The sequence below is a fragment of the Pseudomonas sp. TAA207 genome (assembly GCF_001529285.1).
Taxonomy (GTDB): Bacteria; Pseudomonadota; Gammaproteobacteria; order Pseudomonadales; family Pseudomonadaceae; genus Aquipseudomonas; species Aquipseudomonas weihenstephanensis.
Window position 1 is genome coordinate 165,133 of record NZ_LLWJ01000068.1, and the last position, 19,163, is coordinate 184,295.

The 19,163-nt window shown below is 56.1% G+C and carries 15 protein-coding genes; 1 reads left to right on the top strand and 14 read right to left on the bottom strand.

Annotation, left to right across the window (positions count from 1 at the left end; all coding sequences use genetic code 11):
* Positions 1–19: 19 nt before the first annotated feature.
* The 11 genes from AP059_RS15220 to sdhC all read right to left on the bottom strand — a co-directional run bounded on the left by AP059_RS15220 (position 20) and on the right by sdhC (position 14,012).
* A complete protein-coding gene (locus AP059_RS15220) occupies positions 20–760 on the bottom strand; it encodes a DUF599 domain-containing protein (RefSeq protein ID WP_059764208.1) in 741 nt (246 codons plus the stop codon).
* A gap of 149 nt (positions 761–909) precedes the next feature.
* Entirely contained in the window at positions 910–2,223 is a 1,314-nt protein-coding gene (gene brnQ, locus AP059_RS15225) for a branched-chain amino acid transport system II carrier protein (protein ID WP_059764211.1), read from the bottom strand.
* A gap of 373 nt (positions 2,224–2,596) precedes the next feature.
* Positions 2,597–3,478, bottom strand: a complete 882-nt coding sequence (sucD, locus tag AP059_RS15230; protein ID WP_016780174.1) for a succinate--CoA ligase subunit alpha — start codon at positions 3,476–3,478, stop codon at positions 2,597–2,599.
* Positions 3,478–4,644 carry an ADP-forming succinate--CoA ligase subunit beta gene (gene sucC / locus AP059_RS15235; RefSeq protein ID WP_016780173.1) on the bottom strand — a complete coding sequence of 389 codons (1,167 nt, stop codon included), beginning with the start codon at positions 4,642–4,644 and terminating at the stop codon, positions 3,478–3,480. Before sucC ends, sucD begins: the two co-directional genes overlap by 1 nt.
* 226 nt (positions 4,645–4,870) lie before the next feature.
* Positions 4,871–6,307: a dihydrolipoyl dehydrogenase gene (gene lpdA / locus AP059_RS15240; RefSeq protein WP_059764213.1), complete on the bottom strand. Its 1,437-nt coding sequence runs from the start codon at positions 6,305–6,307 to the stop codon at positions 4,871–4,873.
* A 106-nt stretch (positions 6,308–6,413) separates the two neighbouring features.
* A complete protein-coding gene (odhB, locus tag AP059_RS15245; protein WP_059764215.1) occupies positions 6,414–7,637 on the bottom strand; it encodes a 2-oxoglutarate dehydrogenase complex dihydrolipoyllysine-residue succinyltransferase in 1,224 nt (407 codons plus the stop codon).
* Positions 7,638–7,676: 39 nt separating this feature from the next.
* Positions 7,677–10,508: a 2-oxoglutarate dehydrogenase E1 component gene (locus tag AP059_RS15250; RefSeq protein WP_059764217.1), complete on the bottom strand. Its 2,832-nt coding sequence runs from the start codon at positions 10,506–10,508 to the stop codon at positions 7,677–7,679.
* A gap of 260 nt (positions 10,509–10,768) precedes the next feature.
* Complete coding sequence (locus tag AP059_RS15255) at positions 10,769–11,473, bottom strand: succinate dehydrogenase iron-sulfur subunit (protein ID WP_048365272.1); 705 nt, start codon at positions 11,471–11,473, stop codon at positions 10,769–10,771.
* An 11-nt stretch (positions 11,474–11,484) separates the two neighbouring features.
* Positions 11,485–13,260 carry a succinate dehydrogenase flavoprotein subunit gene (gene sdhA, locus AP059_RS15260; RefSeq protein ID WP_016780168.1) on the bottom strand — a complete coding sequence of 592 codons (1,776 nt, stop codon included), beginning with the start codon at positions 13,258–13,260 and terminating at the stop codon, positions 11,485–11,487.
* A 3-nt stretch (positions 13,261–13,263) separates the two neighbouring features.
* A complete protein-coding gene (gene sdhD, locus AP059_RS15265; RefSeq protein ID WP_003446906.1) occupies positions 13,264–13,632 on the bottom strand; it encodes a succinate dehydrogenase, hydrophobic membrane anchor protein in 369 nt (122 codons plus the stop codon).
* Positions 13,626–14,012, bottom strand: a complete 387-nt coding sequence (gene sdhC / locus AP059_RS15270; RefSeq protein ID WP_070411961.1) for a succinate dehydrogenase, cytochrome b556 subunit — start codon at positions 14,010–14,012, stop codon at positions 13,626–13,628. The genes sdhD and sdhC overlap by 7 nt, the downstream gene beginning before the upstream one ends.
* A gap of 351 nt (positions 14,013–14,363) precedes the next feature.
* On the opposite strand from sdhC, the gene gltA reads away from it, so the two are divergent.
* Positions 14,364–15,653, top strand: a complete 1,290-nt coding sequence (gene gltA, locus AP059_RS15275; RefSeq protein ID WP_059764219.1) for a citrate synthase — start codon at positions 14,364–14,366, stop codon at positions 15,651–15,653.
* Positions 15,654–15,949: 296 nt separating this feature from the next.
* Here gltA and AP059_RS15280 read toward each other — a convergent pair whose 3' ends face one another.
* The 3 genes from AP059_RS15280 to AP059_RS15290 all read right to left on the bottom strand — a co-directional run bounded on the left by AP059_RS15280 (position 15,950) and on the right by AP059_RS15290 (position 18,994).
* Positions 15,950–17,608 (bottom strand): cation acetate symporter, encoded by a 1,659-nt coding sequence (locus tag AP059_RS15280; protein WP_059764221.1) that lies wholly within the window; start codon positions 17,606–17,608, stop codon positions 15,950–15,952.
* Entirely contained in the window at positions 17,605–17,916 is a 312-nt protein-coding gene (locus AP059_RS15285) for a DUF485 domain-containing protein (RefSeq protein WP_059764223.1), read from the bottom strand. Before AP059_RS15285 ends, AP059_RS15280 begins: the two co-directional genes overlap by 4 nt.
* 226 nt (positions 17,917–18,142) lie before the next feature.
* Positions 18,143–18,994 carry a glycine betaine ABC transporter substrate-binding protein gene (locus AP059_RS15290; protein WP_059764226.1) on the bottom strand — a complete coding sequence of 284 codons (852 nt, stop codon included), beginning with the start codon at positions 18,992–18,994 and terminating at the stop codon, positions 18,143–18,145.
* Positions 18,995–19,163: the final 169 nt, after the last annotated feature.

Below are 19,163 nucleotides of genomic sequence, written 5' to 3' on the forward strand. Positions count from 1 at the left end.
TACTTTGCCTGCTGTTTGCTCAGAGGGCAGAATCCTTGGCGGATTCAGGCGCAGGCCCTTCAGTCGGGGTATAGAACATCACACTCAGTACGTCGGAATGAAACTCGCGGCGATACAACACCACAACGACCCCTGCACTCATCAACATAAATAACCAGGGGCTGACAAACCAGGCCAGCATGGTCATGCCGAAATAGTAGGCGCGCAGCCCAAAGTTGAACTGGTTAGCGGCCATCGAAATCACTTTGGCGGCGCGTAGCGCAAATGCCTTGCGTTCTTGCTCCGTCACATCGCGCTCACCGATCATCGGTGCCGAGCCGATCAGAATCGCGGCAAAGTTGTATTGGCGCATGCACCAACTGAACGTGAAGAAGGCGTACACGAACACCAGCGCCAGGCACAGCAACTTGATCTCTGACATACCCTGCGAGGCTTGCTGCACCATCGGAATATCGGCCAGCAATGACACAGCGCGCTCCGAGGCGCCCAGTACTGTCAAAATACCCGCCAGAATAATCAACGTGCTGGAGGCAAAAAACGATGCGTTGCGCTCCAGATTGCCAATCACGCTGGCATCGGCGATACGGTTGTCCCGCAACAGCATGCGGCGCATCCAGTCTTTGCGGTACAGGTGCAACACACTGGCCAGGCAGGCGGTGTCCCGGGCTTTGAAGGTCGCGTAGCGGGTGTAGCCGCCCCAACACACCACAAACCATAAAGCCGCCAGCAGATGAATCAAATTGGACTGTATGAACGACATGGGATATCCCGAAGCGCGTGAGGTGAACGTTATGCACCTGAGTTCGACGCTTTGCCCAGCAAAAAGACACGCCCATAAAAAATGCCCTGTATCTAATTGATACAGGGCATTTTTGTTTATTCAGTGCAAGCTTTTGGCTTGCTGAACACTTAAGCCAACGCTTGTTGAGGCTTACCCAGCATGCGATCGCAAATGAATGCACCGAGCAAAACCACCAGCGACGGCACAAGCCACGCCAGACCCTGTTCGCTGAAAGGCATATTGGCCAGGCGGGTCGGAATCCAGTCAGCCAGGCCAGCGCCCTTGAGCGCATCAATCGAGCCGAAGATGAATGACACCAGCATCACCGGGCCCACAATCCGCGCCTGTGCATGCCACAGTCCTTTGCAGAAGCTCAACGCAACCAGCACGATGCACGGCGGGTAGATAGCGGTCAGCAACGGAATCGAGAACGCGATCAACTGCGTCAACCCCAGGTTGGACACACCCAGTGAGAACACGGCCAGAATCACCACCAGCGTCTTGTACGAAAGCGGCAGCACGGTGCTGAAATATTCAGCGCACGCGCAGGTCAGGCCGACCGCTGTTACCAGACAGGCCAAGGCAATCAGTACGGCCAGGAAACCGCTGCCCAGCGAGCCAAAGGTATGTTGAACATACGCGTGCAGAACGGCCGCGCCATTGGTTGCACCCGCGGCCACTTCGTGACTGCCAGCACCGAGGCGGAAAAGGCTGACATAAACCAGTGCCAGACCCACACCTGCGATCAGGCCCGCAATGATGGCGTAACGGGTGATCAGCTTGGGTGACTCAACCCCACGGGAACGGATCGCGTTAACAATCACGATGCCGAATACCAAAGCGCCCAAGGTGTCCATGGTCAGATAGCCATTGATGAACCCTTGAGAGAACGGCGCCGCTACGTATTCCGGGGTTGCCACGCCAATGTCACCAGCGGGCAAAGCGAAAGCGGCAATACCGAGAATCGCCAGCGCGATGATTTTCAGGGGTGCCAGAAAACGGCCCACGGTATCAAGCAGGCGGCCTGGGTACAGCGACACAAAGAACACGATCAGGAAGTACACCGAGCTGTACAAAAACAACGCCAGCGGGCTTTCACCGGTCAACGGCGCAAGGCCGACCTCAAACGAGACCGTGGCGGTACGTGGCGTGGCAAACAACGGCCCCACCGCCAGGTACGCGACAGCGGCTAGCAAACCGCCAGCAATTTTACCAATCGGGCTGCTCAGTGCATCCATGCCACCCCCGACTTTGGCCAGGGCAACAACGGTGATGACCGGCAGGCCTACCGCGGTGAGCAGAAAGCCCAATGCAGCGATCCAGACGTTAGGTCCGGCTTGCAGGCCAACGATCGGCGGGAAAATGATGTTGCCAGCCCCAACGAACAGGGCAAATGTCATAAACCCAAGTGCCAGGATGTCCTGGCCTTTCAATACTTTCATTACGGAAATACCACACTACTGAATCGGAATTTAGAGGGGAATTTCCCGTGCGGATGTGGGAAATGCTGTCGAACTGTATAAGTCCAACCCGTCTAGCGCGCGGCTTCCTTGTGGGATGCGTACGCAGATTTGGCTGCCAGATTACCGAGTTTTTTCCTGTAACGCACTGTTGCAGGGCGTTCTGTCCGATGAACGCACGCAGTTGTCGCCTGAATGACATCTAAATTTGGTTCGGTGTGATTTCCATGCCGCGAACTCTTGTTTTCCTACGCAACTACCACCTGGGAGCTGCCGAGTTTAGGGTATCTGTAAACGCACAAAGGCCACCCGAAGGTGGCCTTTGCCTGGTGTAGCGATCAGTTAAGCGAGAGGCTTACTTGATTGCCCAGCCAGTCAGCTCGGACAGAGCCTTGCCGATGTCTGCCAGCGAACGCACGGTTTTAACGCCTGCGTCTTCCAGGGCAGCAAACTTCTCGTCTGCTGTGCCCTTGCCGCCAGAGATGATTGCGCCCGCATGACCCATGCGCTTGCCCGCAGGGGCAGTCACACCAGCGATGTAGGAAACAACCGGCTTGGTCACGTTTGCCTTGATGTAGGCAGCCGCTTCTTCTTCAGCCGAACCGCCGATCTCACCGATCATGACGATCGCTTCGGTCTTCGGGTCTTCCTGGAACAACTTCAGGATGTCGATGAAGTTGGAACCCGGGATCGGGTCACCACCGATGCCTACGCAAGTCGACTGACCGAAACCGGCGTCAGTAGTTTGCTTGACAGCTTCGTAAGTCAGGGTGCCGGAACGCGACACGATGCCTACTTTGCCTGGCAAGTGAATGTGACCTGGCATGATGCCGATCTTGCATTCGCCTGGGGTGATAACGCCTGGGCAGTTAGGGCCGATCAGGGTAACACCCAGTTCGTCGCACTTAACTTTAGCGTCCAGCATGTCCAGGGTAGGAATGCCTTCGGTGATGCAAACGATCAGCTTGATGCCGCCGAATGCTGCTTCAAGGATGGAATCCTTGCAGAAAGGAGCCGGTACGTAGATAACGCTGGCGGTTGCGCCAGTGGCAGCTACAGCTTCTTTCACGGTGTTGAAAACCGGCAGGTCCAGGTGAGTGGTGCCGCCTTTACCCGGAGTAACGCCACCGACCATCTTGGTGCCGTATTCGATGGCTTGCTGGGTGTGGAAGCTGCCCTGCGAACCAGTGATGCCCTGGCAGATAACTTTGGTGTCTTTATTGATCAGGACGCTCATTACTTGCCCTCCGCAGCTTTAACAACTTGTTGAGCAGCGTCGGTCAAGCTGGTAGCAGCGATGATGTTCAAACCGCTTTCTGCCAGTACTTTAGCGCCCAGATCAGCGTTGTTGCCTTCAAGGCGCACAACTACCGGGATTTTCACACCGACTTCTTTCACTGCACCGATGATGCCTTCGGCAATCATGTCGCAACGAACGATGCCGCCGAAGATGTTAACCAGTACTGCGGCGACATTGCTGTCGGACAGAATGATTTTGAACGCTTCGGTAACGCGTTCTTTGGTAGCACCGCCGCCAACGTCGAGGAAGTTGGCTGGCTTGCCGCCATGCAGGTTAACGATGTCCATGGTGCCCATGGCCAGACCAGCGCCGTTAACCATGCAGCCGATGTTGCCTTCCAGCGCTACGTAGTTCAGTTCGAACTTGGCAGCGTGCGCTTCGCGCGGATCGTCTTGCGACGGATCGTGGAAAGTTTTCAGCTTGGGCTGACGGTACATGGCGTTTGCGTCGATGTTGATTTTCGCATCGAGGCAGTGCAGGTCGCCGTCAGTCTTGATAACCAGCGGGTTCACTTCCAGCAGCGCCAGATCGTGATCCTTGAACAGCTTGGCCAGGCCTACGAAGATCTTGGCAAACTGAGCAACTTGCTTGCCTTCCAGACCCAGCTGGAAAGCCAGCTCGCGACCCTGGAATGGCTGAGCGCCAACCAGTGGGTCGATAGTGGCTTTCAGAATTTTTTCTGGAGTGTCGTGAGCGATTTTCTCGATGTCCACGCCACCTTCGGTGGACGCCATGAACACGATACGACGGCTCGAACGGTCAACGACAGCGCCCAGGTACAGCTCTTTAGCGATATCAGTGCACGATTCAACCAGGATCTTGGTGACCGGCTGACCATTGGCATCAGTCTGGTAAGTCACCAGACGCTTGCCCAACCACTGTTGTGCAAACGCTTTAGCGTCTTCTTTGCTGCGAACCAGCTTTACGCCGCCCGCTTTACCGCGACCACCTGCGTGAACCTGAGCTTTTACAACCCATTCGGTCCCGCCGATTTTGTCGCAAGCTTCTGCGGCCGCTTCCGGGGTGTCTACTGCATAACCCTTGGATACTGGCAGGCCGTATTCAGCGAACAGCTGCTTACCCTGATACTCGTGAAGATTCATGCTTTTTACCGTCTTCGTTAGGTACTGCGCATTCGGCGCTGCACTTTTATTAGTGCCGCACCACCTGTGACTGCTGCTTGTGCTGTTTCAACACCCCCGGCACCCGCGAAAGCAGGGCCGGGCCTGTTTGACAAAAGACAAGACTGCGTCCGGCGGAAGTTCCGCGGTGAGGCTTGCAAGCAAGGCTCACGACGGGCAAACCGCCGTGGTTTCTTATTGTCTGGTCTTAACGTTTCTTACGGTTGGCAATGTGGATGGCGCCGCCATTCACTGCCAGCGCTGCTTCGTGCAACGCTTCGGACAGGGTTGGATGGGAGAAAACCATCATGCCCAGATCCTCGGCACTGGTGCCGAATTCCATACCGATTGCGCCCTGCTGTACCAGCTCTGCTGCGCTCGGGCCAATCACGTGGACACCCAGTACGCGGTCAGTTTTGGCATCAGCAATGACTTTTACAAAGCCACCGGTGTCGTTTGCTGCCATGGCACGGCCACTGGCTGCGAACGGGAAGGTGCCGACGTTAACTTCAACGCCTTCAGCTTTCAAGGCCTGTTCGGTTTTACCGACCCACGCGATCTCCGGGTGAGTGTAAATAACCGATGGAATCAGGTCGTAGTTCATCTCGGTCTTGTGACCTTTGATGCGCTCAACCACCATGATGCCTTCTTCGGACGCTTTGTGAGCCAGCATCATGCCGCGTACCACGTCACCGATGGCGAATACGCCCGGAACGCTGGTGGCGCAATGATCGTCAACAAACACGAAACCGCGCTCATCGATGGTCACACCGCTGTCAGCTGCCAGCAGTTCAGTGGTCACCGGACGGCGACCTACCGCTACGATCAGCTTGTCGAAGGTGATGGTCTGTTCGCCGTTGGCATCGGTGTAGGTCACAACGACTTCGTCGCCGTTAACCTTGGAACCGGTTACGCGAGCGCCCAGCTTGATGTCCAGACCTTGTTTGGTCAGGGTTTTGTAGGCTTCTTTGGACACAGCAGCATCAGCTGCCATCAGGAACGTGTCCAACGCTTCCAGAACAGTCACTTCGGCGCCCAGACGGGACCATACCGAACCCAGCTCCAGACCGATAACACCCGCGCCGATCACGCCCAGACGCTTAGGCACCGACTGGAATTCCAGTGCGCCAGTCGAATCAACGATGACGTTGTTGTCAACAGGTGCTGGCGGAATGTCGATCGGACGCGAACCCGAGGCCAGAATCACGTTCTCGGCTTCGATGATTTCTACGCTGCCGTCTGGCTTGGTCAGCTCTACACGCTTGCCGGCCAGCAGTTTGCCGTGGCCTTGCAGGGAAGTAACGCCGTTCGCCTTGAACAGGGTTGCAACGCCGGAAGTCAGACCTTTAACGATGTTGGCTTTGCGGCCGACCATCGCTGGCACGTCCATGTTCACATCACCGGTGGTGATACCGTGAATGGCGAACGCATCTTTAGCTTCGTGATACTTCCAGGAGCTGTCCAGCAGCGCCTTGGATGGAATGCAGCCAACGTTCAGGCAAGTACCGCCCAGCGCCAGTTTGCCTTCCTTGTCGGTGTATTTTTCGATGCATGCAGTCGAAAGGCCCAGTTGCGCGGCCTTGATGGCTGCAACGTAGCCGCCAGGGCCCGCACCAATCACTACAACGTCAAATTTCTGAGACATGTAAAAGAATCCTCTTTTAGCGACACGCTTCAAGCCGACCGCTGCAAGTCAGAACCCGGTCGCGAACGACTGAAGGCTCCAGACTTGCAGCGCAGGGCTGCTTCTATCAGATATCCAGCAGCAGACGCGCTGGATCTTCCAGCAGGTTTTTGATTGCTACCAGGAAACTTACAGCTTCTTTGCCATCGATCAAACGGTGATCGTAAGACAAAGCCAAATACATCATCGGACGGATAACGACCTGACCGTTGATTGCCATTGGGCGCTGAAGAATGTTGTGCATGCCCAAGATCGCAGCCTGCGGCGGGTTGACGATCGGGGTCGACATCATCGAACCGAAAGTACCACCGTTGGTGATCGTGAACGTACCGCCGGTCATTTCGTCGATCGACAGTTTGCCGTCACGGGCTTTCTTGCCGTAAGCGGCAATGCCGCCTTCGATTTCAGCCAGGCTCATCAGTTCTGCGTTACGCAGAACCGGAACCACCAGACCACGGTCGCTGGAAACAGCCACACCGATGTCGGCGAAGCCGTGGTAAACGATGTCGGAACCGTCGATCGAAGCGTTAACCGCCGGGAAGCGTTTCAGCGCTTCGGTGGCCGCTTTAACGAAGAACGACATGAAGCCCAGGCGTACGCCGTTGTGGGACTTCTCGAACAGGTCCTTGTACTTCGAACGCAGTGCCATGATTTCGGTCATGTCTACTTCGTTGAAGGTGGTCAGCATCGCCATGTTCGACTGTGCTTCAACCAGACGCTTGGCCACGGTGGCGCGAACGCGGGTCATCGGTACACGTTTTTCAACGCGGTCGCCAGCAGCGAATACCGGAGCAGCAGCGGCAGGCGCGGCGGCCTTGGCAGGTGCAGCAGCAGGCGCGGCCTTTTTGGCAGCAACAGCAGCGACTACGTCTTCCTTGGTCACACGACCGCCTTTGCCAGTACCGGCAACGGAAGCAATGTTGATACCGTTTTCTTCAGCGATCTTGCGCGCAGCCGGAGCAGCAACCGGATCGTCTTCGCCGTCAGCGGCAGGTGCAGCAGCCTGGGCAGCCGGTGCAGCGGCTGGTGCGGCTGGAGCGGCAGCAGCAGCGCCGCCTTCAACGATGGAACCCAGCACTTCGTCGGACAGAACAGTGTCGCCTTCGTTCTTGACGATAGCGCCCAGCACGCCATCAGCTGTGGCCAGCACTTCCAGCACAACCTTGTCGGTTTCGATATCAACGATCAGGTCGTCACGCTTTACAGCGTCGCCTGGTTGCTTGTGCCAAGTGGCAACGGTGCCGTCGGCAACCGATTCCGGAAAAGTTGGGGCTTTAATCTCGATAGCCATGTTCGTGGTTCCTTTAATTCGGTTCAGTGCGCGAAGGCGTTAAACAGTAAACGCGTCTTGCAACAGTTTGGCCTGTTGCTCAGCGTGCATCGATGCATAACCACAAGCAGGTGCAGCAGAAGCGTCACGGCCCGCGTACTCGAGTACGAGCGACTTGTCGTGACCGCCAATGATGCGGCGCATGTGATGTTGGCTGCAGTACCAGGCACCCTGGTTCATCGGCTCTTCCTGACACCAAACAATGTGTTTGAGGTTTTTGTACGGAGCCAGGACTTCAATCAAGTCGTCCTCAGGGAATGGGTACAGCTGCTCAAGACGCACGATGGCGATGTCTTCACGACCTTCGGCACGGCGTTTTTCCAGCAGGTCGTAGTAGACCTTGCCGCTACACAGCACGATGCGATCGACCTTGGCCGGATCTTGTGCATCGATCTCTGGAATAACGGTCTGGAACGAACCTTCGGCCAGGTCTTCCAGGGTCGAAACGGCCAGTTTGTGACGCAACAACGACTTGGGTGTCAGCACAATCAGCGGCTTGCGCAGCGGACGGATAACCTGACGGCGCAGCAGGTGGTAGATCTGCGCTGGCGTGGTCGGTACGCACACCTGAATGTTGTGCTCGGCACACAGTTGCAGGTAACGCTCAAGACGTGCCGAGGAGTGCTCAGGGCCCTGACCTTCATAACCGTGTGGCAGCAGCATGGTCAGACCGCACAGGCGACCCCACTTGTGCTCGCCGCTGGTGATGAACTGGTCAATCACGACTTGTGCACCGTTGGCAAAGTCACCGAACTGGGCTTCCCAGATCACCAGCGCGTTTGGCGTAGTGGTCGAGTAACCGTATTCGAATGCCAGTACGGCTTCTTCCGACAGCAACGAGTCGTACAGGTCAAAACGTGGCTGACCTTCGTACAGGTGCTGAAGCGGAATGTAGGTGCCCGCATCTTTCTGGTTGTGCAACACGGCGTGACGGTGCGAGAACGTACCGCGGCCGATGTCTTGACCGGTCATGCGGATCGGGTGACCTTCGAACGCCAGGGTCGCGTATGCCATGGTTTCGGCATAACCCCAGTTGATCGGCAGGCCGCCGGCTTGCATTTTTTGACGGTCTTCGTAGATCTTCGCAACCTGGCGCTGTACCACGAAGCCTTCTGGAATTTCCAGCAGCTTGGCAGACAGTTCTTGCAGGGTTTTGAGATCAAAGCGCGTGTCGTGACGCGCCGTCCAGGCGTGGCCCAGATATGGACGCCAGTCAACGAACAGCTCTTTGTTCGGCTCTTTGACCAGACTTTTCACAACATGCAGACCGTTGTCCAGCGCGTTGCGGTATTCGTCGATCTTGGCCTGAACGCGCTCTGCGTCAACCACTTGCTCTTGCGTCAGACGCTCGGCATACAGCTCACGGGTGGTGCGCTGCTTGGCGATTTGCTGATACATCAGCGGCTGCGTACCGTTTGGCTCGTCGGCCTCGTTGTGACCGCGACGGCGGTAGCAGAACAGGTCGATTACGACGTCGCGCTTGAACTGCATGCGGTAGTCGATGGCCAACTGGGTCACGAACAATACGGCTTCCGGATCATCACCATTCACATGGAGGATCGGCGCCTGAATCATTTTCGCGACGTCAGTGCAGTACTCGGTAGAACGGGAATCTTCCGGGTTGCTGATGGTGAAGCCAACCTGGTTGTTGATCACCAGATGCACCGTACCGCCCGTCTTGAAGCCGCGGGTCTGCGACATCTGGAAGGTTTCCATGACCACGCCCTGACCTGCGAAAGCAGCATCACCGTGGATGGAAATTGGCAGCACTTTCTCGCCAGTCTTGTCGTTACGACGATCCTGACGGGCACGTACAGAGCCTTCAACCACAGGAGAAACGATCTCCAAATGGGAAGGGTTAAACGCCATTGCCAGGTGAACTTCGCCACCGGAGGTCATGACGTTGGAGGAGAAGCCCTGGTGGTATTTAACGTCACCGGAACCCAGCTCGATCTTCTTCTTGCCTTCGAACTCGTCGAACAATTCGCGCGGGTTTTTACCGAAGGTGTTCACCAATACGTTCAGACGACCACGGTGGGCCATGCCGATGACGATTTCTTTGGTGCCGTAGTTGCCCGAACGCTGGATCAGTTCGTCCAGCAAAGGAATCAGGCTCTCGCCGCCTTCCAGGCCGAAACGCTTGGTGCCGGGGTATTTGGTACCCAGGTATTTTTCCAGACCTTCAGCAGCCGTGACGCGCTCAAGCAGGTGGCTTTTGACATCTGCCGAATACGTTGGGCGGCCGCGCACGCTTTCGAGGCGCTGTTCAAACCAGTGGCGCTGCTCGGAATCGACGATGTGCGTGAACTCTGCGCCAATGGTGCGGCAATATGTCTGCTGCAACGCTTCGAGAATTTCGCGTAGGCTCGCTTCCTCTTTGCCGATGTACAGGTCGCCGGCACGGAAGGTCGTATCAAGATCGGCATTGGTCAAGCCGTAATGATTGATCGACAGGTCTGCAGGTGCAGGACGCTGCCACAGCCCCAGCGGATCAAGCTGGGCTGCCTGGTGGCCGCGCATCCGATAGGCCTGGATCAATCGCAGCACTTCAACCTGCTTCTTCTCGTGCTCACTGCTCACGCTCCCGGCGGAAACCGGTTGGGCGCGGCGCTGGTTCTTTGCCAGCAGCACGAAATGGTCGCGGATTGTGGAGTGCGAAACATCGTTGGCAGAGTTGCCGTCAGTCGGCAACGTCTGAAATTTGGTGCGCCATTCTTCTGGCACAGCGTTAGGGTCGTGCAGGTAGAGCTCATAGAGCTCTTCCACATAGGCAGCGTTACCACCTGAAAGATAGCCGCTGTTCCACATGCGCTGCATCACGCTTTCTTGCATGCTTGGTCACCCTCGGTTAGGGGACACCATCGACGAGAACACCAGAGCACGCTTGAGAAAGTCCGAATACAGCGACTAAAACAAGCCACTTAGGATCACGCTGATAGTCCGGGTACCAGCCCGGATGCCCCTGCTGGTCTCATTTCTTCAAAATAAGAGCCGCAACTTTGTGAGCTGCTGCTCAGGTTATAACTACGGCGCCGGTTGAAGCCTGCGCCGTAGCATCTACGGTTACAGCGATCTACGTTACAGCTTGTGTATCAAACGCCGCTTTGCAGCAGCATGCTACGCACGTGACCGATGGCCTTAGTCGGGTTCAAGCCCTTCGGACACACGTTGACGCAGTTCATGATCCCGCGGCAGCGGAATACGCTGAACGGGTCATCCAGTGAAGCAAGACGCTCGCTGGTCTTGGTGTCACGGCTGTCAGCCAGGAATCGATAGGCTTGCAGCAGTGCAGCAGGGCCCAGGAACTTGTCCGGGTTCCACCAGAAGGACGGGCAGGAGGTCGAGCAGCAAGCGCACAGGATGCACTCGTACAGACCGTCGAGCTTTTCACGCTCTTCTGGCGATTGCAGACGTTCGATGGCCGGGGCCGGCGTATCGTTCTGCAGGAACGGCTTCACCTTCTCGTATTGCTTGTAGAAGATGCTCATATCGACGACCAGGTCACGGATAACCGGCAAACCTGGCAGAGGACGAACGATCAGCTTGTTGCCTTTAACGACAGCGGACAGTGGCGTTACGCACGCCAGGCCGTTTTTGCCGTTGATGTTCATGCCGTCGGAGCCGCATACGCCCTCACGGCAAGAGCGACGATAGGAGAAACCTTCGTCCTGCTCTTTGATCAGGGCCAGTACGTCCAGCACCATCAGGTCTTTACCGTTGGTATTGACCTGAAACTCCTGCATGAACGGCGCAGCGTCTTGATCCGGGTTGTAGCGATAAACACTGACTTTCAACATATCGGCCACCCTTAGTAAGTCCGAACCATAGGTTCGAAGGTCGGAACGGTTTTCGGCGAGAAGTTCACCGCACGTTTGGCTACGCGCTTGTCACCCGGGAAGTACAGGGTGTGGCACAGCCAGTTAACGTCGTCACGATCTTCGAAGTCTTCACGGGCGTGAGCACCGCGCGATTCTTTACGGACTTCAGCAGCGATTGCAGTCGCTTCAGCCACTTCGAGCAGGTTTTGCAGCTCAAGGGCTTCGATACGGGCCGTGTTGAACGCCTGGCTCTTATCGTTGATTTTCACGTTGGCGATGCGCTTGCGCAGATCAGCCAGCTGGGCAATACCCTTCTGCATGTATTCGCCAGTGCGGAATACACCGAAGTAGTTCTGCATGCAGCTTTGCAGTTCTTTACGCAGGGTTGCCACGTCTTCGCCGTCAGTACGCGAGTTCAGGCCGTCCAGACGTGCCAGCGCAGCGTCGATATCGGACTGGCGTGGGCGCGCATAATCGACGCCTTCTTTGAGGGTCTGCTCAAGGAACAGGCCGGCAGCACGACCGAACACCACCAGGTCGAGCAACGAGTTACCGCCCAGACGGTTGGCACCGTGAACCGATACGCACGCCACTTCACCCACTGCGAACAGGCCAGGAATGATCTGGTCGTTGCCGTCGGCGTCCTGAGTGATTGCCTGACCATGAATGTTGGTGGCAACGCCGCCCATCATGTAGTGGCAAGTTGGAACTACTGGAACCGGAGCCAGTACCGGGTCAACGTGAGCGAACGTCTTGGACAGTTCGCAGATGCCTGGCAGACGGCTGTGCAGAACTTCTTCACCGAGGTGATCGAGTTTCAACATGACGTGGTCGCCATCCGGACCGCAGCCGTTGCCCGCGATGATTTCTTTAACCATCGAGCGAGCCACAACGTCACGACCAGCAAGGTCTTTAGCGTTCGGCGCATAGCGCTCCATGAAACGCTCGCCATGCTTGTTGATCAGGTATCCACCTTCACCACGGCAACCTTCGGTAACCAGTACACCGGCGCCGGCAATACCGGTTGGGTGGAACTGCCACATTTCGATGTCTTGTACCGGCACGCCAGCACGCAGCGCCATGCCAATACCGTCACCGGTGTTGATCAAGGCGTTGGTGGTCGAGGAGTAGATACGGCCTGCACCGCCCGTCGCCAATACGGTGGCGTTGGCACGAACGTACGAGGTTTCGCCGGTTTCGATGCAGATAACGATCATGCCGACAAAATCGCCAGCTTCGTTCTTCACCAGATCGACGCCGTAGTATTCGTTCAGGAATACGGTGCCGGCCTTCAGGTTGGCTTGATAAAGGGTGTGCAACAGCGCGTGACCGGTACGGTCAGCCGCAGCGCAAGTCCGTGCAGCCTGGCCGCCTTTACCGAAGTCCTTGGACTGACCGCCGAAAGGACGCTGGTAGATGCGGCCTTGCTCGGTACGGGAGAATGGCAGACCCATGTGCTCCAGCTCGAATACGGCTTCAGGGCCTACGGAACACATGTATTCGATAGCGTCCTGGTCACCGATATAGTCGGAGCCCTTGACGGTGTCGTACATGTGCCAGCGCCAGTCATCGTTTGGATCGGCAGAGGCGATTGCGCAGGTGATGCCACCCTGAGCCGAAACGGTGTGGGAGCGGGTCGGGAAGACCTTGGTGATTACAGCAGTCTTGTGACCGCCTTGTGCCAGCTGCAAAGCAGCGCGCATGCCAGCACCGCCGCCGCCAATAATAATGGCGTCGAACGAAAGTGTATTAACTGTGTTAGCCATGAATCAGATACCCCAAAGAATCTGCACACCCCAGACGAAGTAAGCGAACATTGCAACGCCGCAAACTGCCTGGAAGAGGAAACGTACTGCGGTCGCGGACTTGCCCAGCGCCATTGGCGTCAGGTAGTCGGTCGCGATGGTCCACATGCCGACCCAGGCGTGAGCGCCGAGTGCAACAAGGGCCAGCAGGCTGAAGATACGCATCCAGTTGCTTGCAAACAGCTCATGCCATTGGGCGTAGCCAATGCCAGGGTTCGCAACGAGGTATCCGATCAGGAAAATGAAGTAAGCCGCTAGAACGACCGCAGACACACGCTGTGCCATCCAGTCATAGAGGCCCGAACGCGATAGGTTCGTAACGCTGGTTACCATATCCAAACTCCTGCCAGAACGATCATCACCACGGAAATGACGATGACAATTTTCGAGCCCAGCTTGCCGCCTTCCAGCGTCTCACCGATACCCATGTCCATGATCAAATGGCGAATACCTGCCACCAGGTGATACAGCAAGGCAGATAGCAGCCCCCACGCAACGAATTTGGCCAGCGGACTGGTCAAGCACGCCTTCACCTCGGCAAAACCTTCTTCCGAACCCAGGGATTTGCTCAATGCATAAAGCATGATGCCCAGGCCAAGAAACAGAATGATGCCCGATACACGGTGCAGGAATGACGTAACGCCGGTGATGGGGAGTTTGATGGTCCTTAGGTCTAGGTTTACAGGTCGTTGGCTATTCACGGCTTTTTTCACACTGAAGAGCCCCTAACAATCAGGGCAAGTTTGTTGGGATGCGCACTGGTCAGGTACCCACCACCCGGGGAGTGACGACCCCCATCTAAACAGGCCCTAAAGCCTCTGGCGGTCGGCTGCCGAGTATAGACAGTTGGCTTACTAATGACAACGCAATCACCTGCCTCTAATAGCGCATTGCGCTCAGGCTATAAAAGGCGTAAACGGCAGGGATAATCGCTAAAAAACACACCTCAAAGCCTTGTACAGCAAGACTTTAGGCAAATTGACATTCAAATTTATCTCACTATAGTGGTGCGGGCCCTGCGTGGGGGGTCTGTCTGATGATTTCAAGCATAAATAGGAGGCCACATGGCTGACAAAAAAGCGCAGTTGATCATCGAGGGCGCAGCCCCCGTCGAGCTGCCCATTTTAACTGGCACCGTGGGTCCCGATGTAATCGATGTGCGAGGCCTGACGGCCACGGGCCGGTTCACATTTGACCCTGGCTTCATGTCGACCGCGTCTTGCGAGTCGAAGATCACCTATATTGATGGTGACAACGGTATCCTGCTGCACCGCGGCTACCCGATTGAACAGCTGGCCGAACACTCTGACTATCTTGAGACCGCTTATCTACTGCTCAACGGCGAACTGCCGACCGCAGAGCAGAAAGCTCAATTTGTCAGCACCGTAAAGAACCACACCATGGTTCACGAGCAGTTGAAGACCTTCTTCAACGGCTTCCGTCGTGATGCCCACCCTATGGCAGTCATGTGCGGTGTAGTCGGCGCCCTCTCGGCCTTCTACCACGACTCTCTGGACATCAATAACCCGCAGCATCGCGAAATTTCCGCGATCCGTCTGGTTGCCAAGATGCCGACCCTGGCAGCGATGGTTTACAAGTACTCCATGGGCCAACCCATGATGTACCCGCGTAACGACCTGACTTACGCCGAAAACTTCCTGCACATGATGTTCAACACCCCGTGCGAGATCAAACCGATCAGCCCGGTACTGGCCAAGGCCATGGATAAGATCTTTATCCTGCACGCCGACCACGAACAGAATGCGTCAACCTCTACCGTGCGTCTGGCAGGCTCTTCGGGTGCCAACCCGTTCGCCTGTATTGCGGCGGGCATCGCTGCACTGTGGGGCCCTGCCCACGGCGGCGCCAACGAAGCCGTGCTGACCATGCTCGACGAAATTGGCGATGTGTCCAACATCGACAAATTCATCGCCAAGGCCAAGGACAAAAACGATCCATTCAAGCTGATGGGCTTCGGTCACCGGGTTTACAAAAACCGCGACCCGCGCGCCACGGTCATGAAGAAGACGTGCGACGAAGTCCTCAAAGAGTTGGGCATTCAGAACGATCCGCAACTCGAACTGGCCATGCGCCTGGAAGAGATCGCCCTGACCGACCCGTACTTCATCGAACGCTCGCTGTACCCGAACGTCGACTTCTACTCGGGGATCATCCTCAAGGCGATCGGCATTCCAACCAGCATGTTCACCGTGATCTTCGCCCTGTCGCGCACTGTCGGCTGGATCTCGCACTGGAAAGAAATGCTCTCCAGCCCGTACAAGATTGGCCGTCCGCGCCAGCTGTACACCGGCTACGAGCAGCGTGACCTGACCAACCTGGAAGACCGCAAGTAAGGCCTGTCATTGCACGACAGTGTCTTAGCTGCACCGAATACGGCCTCTATCTAATAGAGGCCGTATTTTTTTGTGCCCACAAACACCAAACCCATTTCCTAGCAGTTGCCAAGCTCCGCGAGGCTACGTCCGATGGCAAAGCCATCGTAAATGCCAAGCGAGGTTGAACTGACACACCACTGCGCATGACTTTGCGACTGCTACGGGATTTGTGCGTGCCGCAGATGTCGGGGCCAATAAAAAATCCCCCTGCCTCACGACAGGGGGATTGTTTTAAGCAAGCTGTCTAGCGCGGATTAATGATCCACCGCCCCGCTCGCCCCCAACCCTGTCTGGGAACGTACAAACTGCGGGAAGAACAGTGCCCGCTCTTTCTCGGCCGACTTGGACTTGTCAGTAATCGAGAAGAACCAGATACCCACAAACGCAATGATCATTGAGAAAAGTGCCGGGTACTCGTAAGGGAAGATGGCTTTTTCATGATGAAGGATCTGCACCCAAATGGTTGGGCCAAGGATCATCAAGCCAACAGCACTGATCAGACCCAGCCAGCCGCCAATCATGGCCCCTCGCGTGGTCAGGTTTTTCCAGTACATGGAAAGCAGCAGTACCGGGAAGTTGCAGCTGGCCGCAATCGAGAACGCCAAGCCAACCATGAACGCGATGTTCTGGCTTTCGAACAGAATACCCAGGCCAATCGCCAACACGCCCAGCGCGATGGTGGTGATCTTCGAGACGCGAATCTCGTCCTTGTCGTTCGCCTTGCCCTTCTTGATGACGCTGGCATACAAGTCGTGAGACACCGCCGAGGCGCCCGCCAATGTAAGGCCCGCAACGACTGCCAGAATGGTGGCAAACGCGACCGCCGAGATAAAGCCCAGGAAGATACTGCCACCCACCGCGTCAGCCAAATGCACCGCCGCCATGTTATTACCGCCCAACAAGGCGCCAGCAGCGTCTTTGAAAGCCGGGTTGGTGCTGACCAGGATGATTGCACCAAAACCAATAATGAACGTCAGGATGTAGAAGTAACCAATGAAGCCAGTCGCATAGAACACGCTCTTACGGGCTTCTTTAGCGTCGCTCACCGTGAAGAAGCGCATCAGAATGTGCGGCAGGCCAGCCGTACCAAACATCAGTGCAAGGCCGAGGGAGAAGGCAGAAATCGGGTCTTTGACCAAACCGCCCGGGCTCATGATCGCTTCACCTTTAGGGTGAATCTGCACCGCTTCAGCAAACAATGCGTTGAAGTCGAAGTTGACGTGCTTCATTACCATGACAGCCATGAAGGTTGCGCCCGACAACAACAGCACCGCCTTGATGATCTGTACCCACGTAGTGGCCAGCATGCCGCCAAACAGCACGTACAGGCACATCAGGATGCCGACCAGAATGACCGCAACGTGATAATCCAGACCAAAGAGCAATTGGATCAGCTTGCCTGCACCGACCATTTGCGCGATCAGGTAAAACGCCACCACCACCAACGAACCGCAGGCAGACAAGGAGCGGATCTGAGTCTGACCCAACCGGTACGAGGCCACGTCAGCAAACGTGTACTTGCCCAAGTTGCGCAAACGCTCTGCGATCAAGAACAAAATGATGGGCCAGCCCACCAGAAAGCCGATCGAGTAGATCAGGCCATCGTAGCCAGAGGTGTACACCAGCGCGGAAATACCCAGAAAAGACGCCGCAGACATATAGTCGCCCGCAATCGCCAGACCATTCTGAAAGCCTGTGATCTTACCGCCCGCTGCGTAGTAGTCCGCTGCCGACTTATTGCGCTTGGAAGCCCAATAGGTAATACACAGGGTCGCCCCCACAAAGACGACGAACATAATGATCGCCGACACGTTGAGCGGTTGTTTTTGAACTTCACCGGTCAAGGCATCGGCTGCCCAGACGCCGGAAGACAAGGCTGCAAGGCCCAATGTTGCCAATAGACGCCGGATCATTGCGCAGCCTCCTTGAGAATTGCGTTGTTCAGGTCGTCAAATTCGCCATTGGCCCGGTGCACATAGATACCGGTCAGTATAAAAGCCGAAATAATCAGCCCCACACCAATCGGAATCCCCCAGGTGATAGACGAATCGGGGCTCAGTTTCGCCCCCATGATGTGCGACCCGTAGGCAATTAACAGGATAAAAGCGGCGTACAAGCCAAGCATGATCGCCGATAGAATCCAGGCGAAACGCTCTCTTTTCTTAACCAGCTCCTTGAAACGCGGGCTGTTTTGAATCTTGAGGTAAATGCTGTCGTTCATTATTTTTGTCCTCGCAGCACAGATGAGATGGAACGTTTTCACTATTAGGGGGCTTCAATTTCTAAGCCAGACGACTTTAGTAGTAGAACCCTCAATCTGCTGTAGCCCCCGGTTTATCTAGCCTGCAAGGATAACGACATCAATTTGCCAGCCTATAAATGAAAAAACCGCCGGGCAATATCGCCGGGCGGTTCTGGGGGCTGCGAGCTAGACACTTCAGCGGTTTTTACTGGACCCACTCAGCCACGCGCTCAGGGTGCTTTGCCACCCACTCTCTGGCAGCAACATCAGGCTTGGCTCCTTCCTGAATCGCCAACATGACCTCGCCAATTTCGTCCTTTGAGTTCCAGTGGAATTTTTTCAGGAAGGCCGCCACTTCAGGCGCTTTGGTGCCCAATGCTGTGCTGCCAATGCTATTAACTGTCTCCGCGGCGCCATACACGCCTTTGGGGTCATCCAGAAAGCGCAGCTTCCATTTGGCAAACATCCAGTGCGGCACCCACCCCGTGACCACAATCGGCTCTTGCTTGGCATACGCGCGCCCCAGTTGCGAAGTCATGGCCGCGCCAGAACTGGCCTGCAATTTATAGCCCAGACCGTAATCCTTGATGGCCTCATCCGTTTTGAGCATCACCCCTGACCCGGCATCAATTCCGACGATTTTTTGCTGGAAGCCACTGTCATCTTTCAGATCCGCGATGGAGGTGGCCTTCACGTACTCAGGCACAATCAGACCGATTTTGGCGTCTTTAAAGTTGGGACCATAATCCACCACTTTGTCCTTGTTCTTGGCCCAATACTCGCCATGCGTGACAGGCAACCAGGCGGACAACATGGCGTCCAGCTTACCCGTGGCCACGCCCTGCCACATGATGCCCGTTGCGACCGGCATCAACTTGACCTCATACCCCAACTTTTGTTTGATCACTTCAGCGGCCACATGAGTCGTTGCCACGCTGTCAGACCAGCCGTCCACATACCCAATGGTCAACGTCGGTTTGGTTTGCGCGCTGGCCAACCCCGCACTCATCGCCAGCACTACAGCAGCCCCCACACTCAAGAGTCGTCGCATGCTCATCACTGATTCCTCACTGTGTCGGGCCCGACGAGTGCCGGACCGCCCGAACCCACACCTTGATCATCAACGCCCCGGTACGATCGACCTGCTCTGACGACGACATCAAGGCAGCCGCAAGCGACATCACGCGTAGACGTAACAAAATTATTCACAAGCGCTGAGCACACTC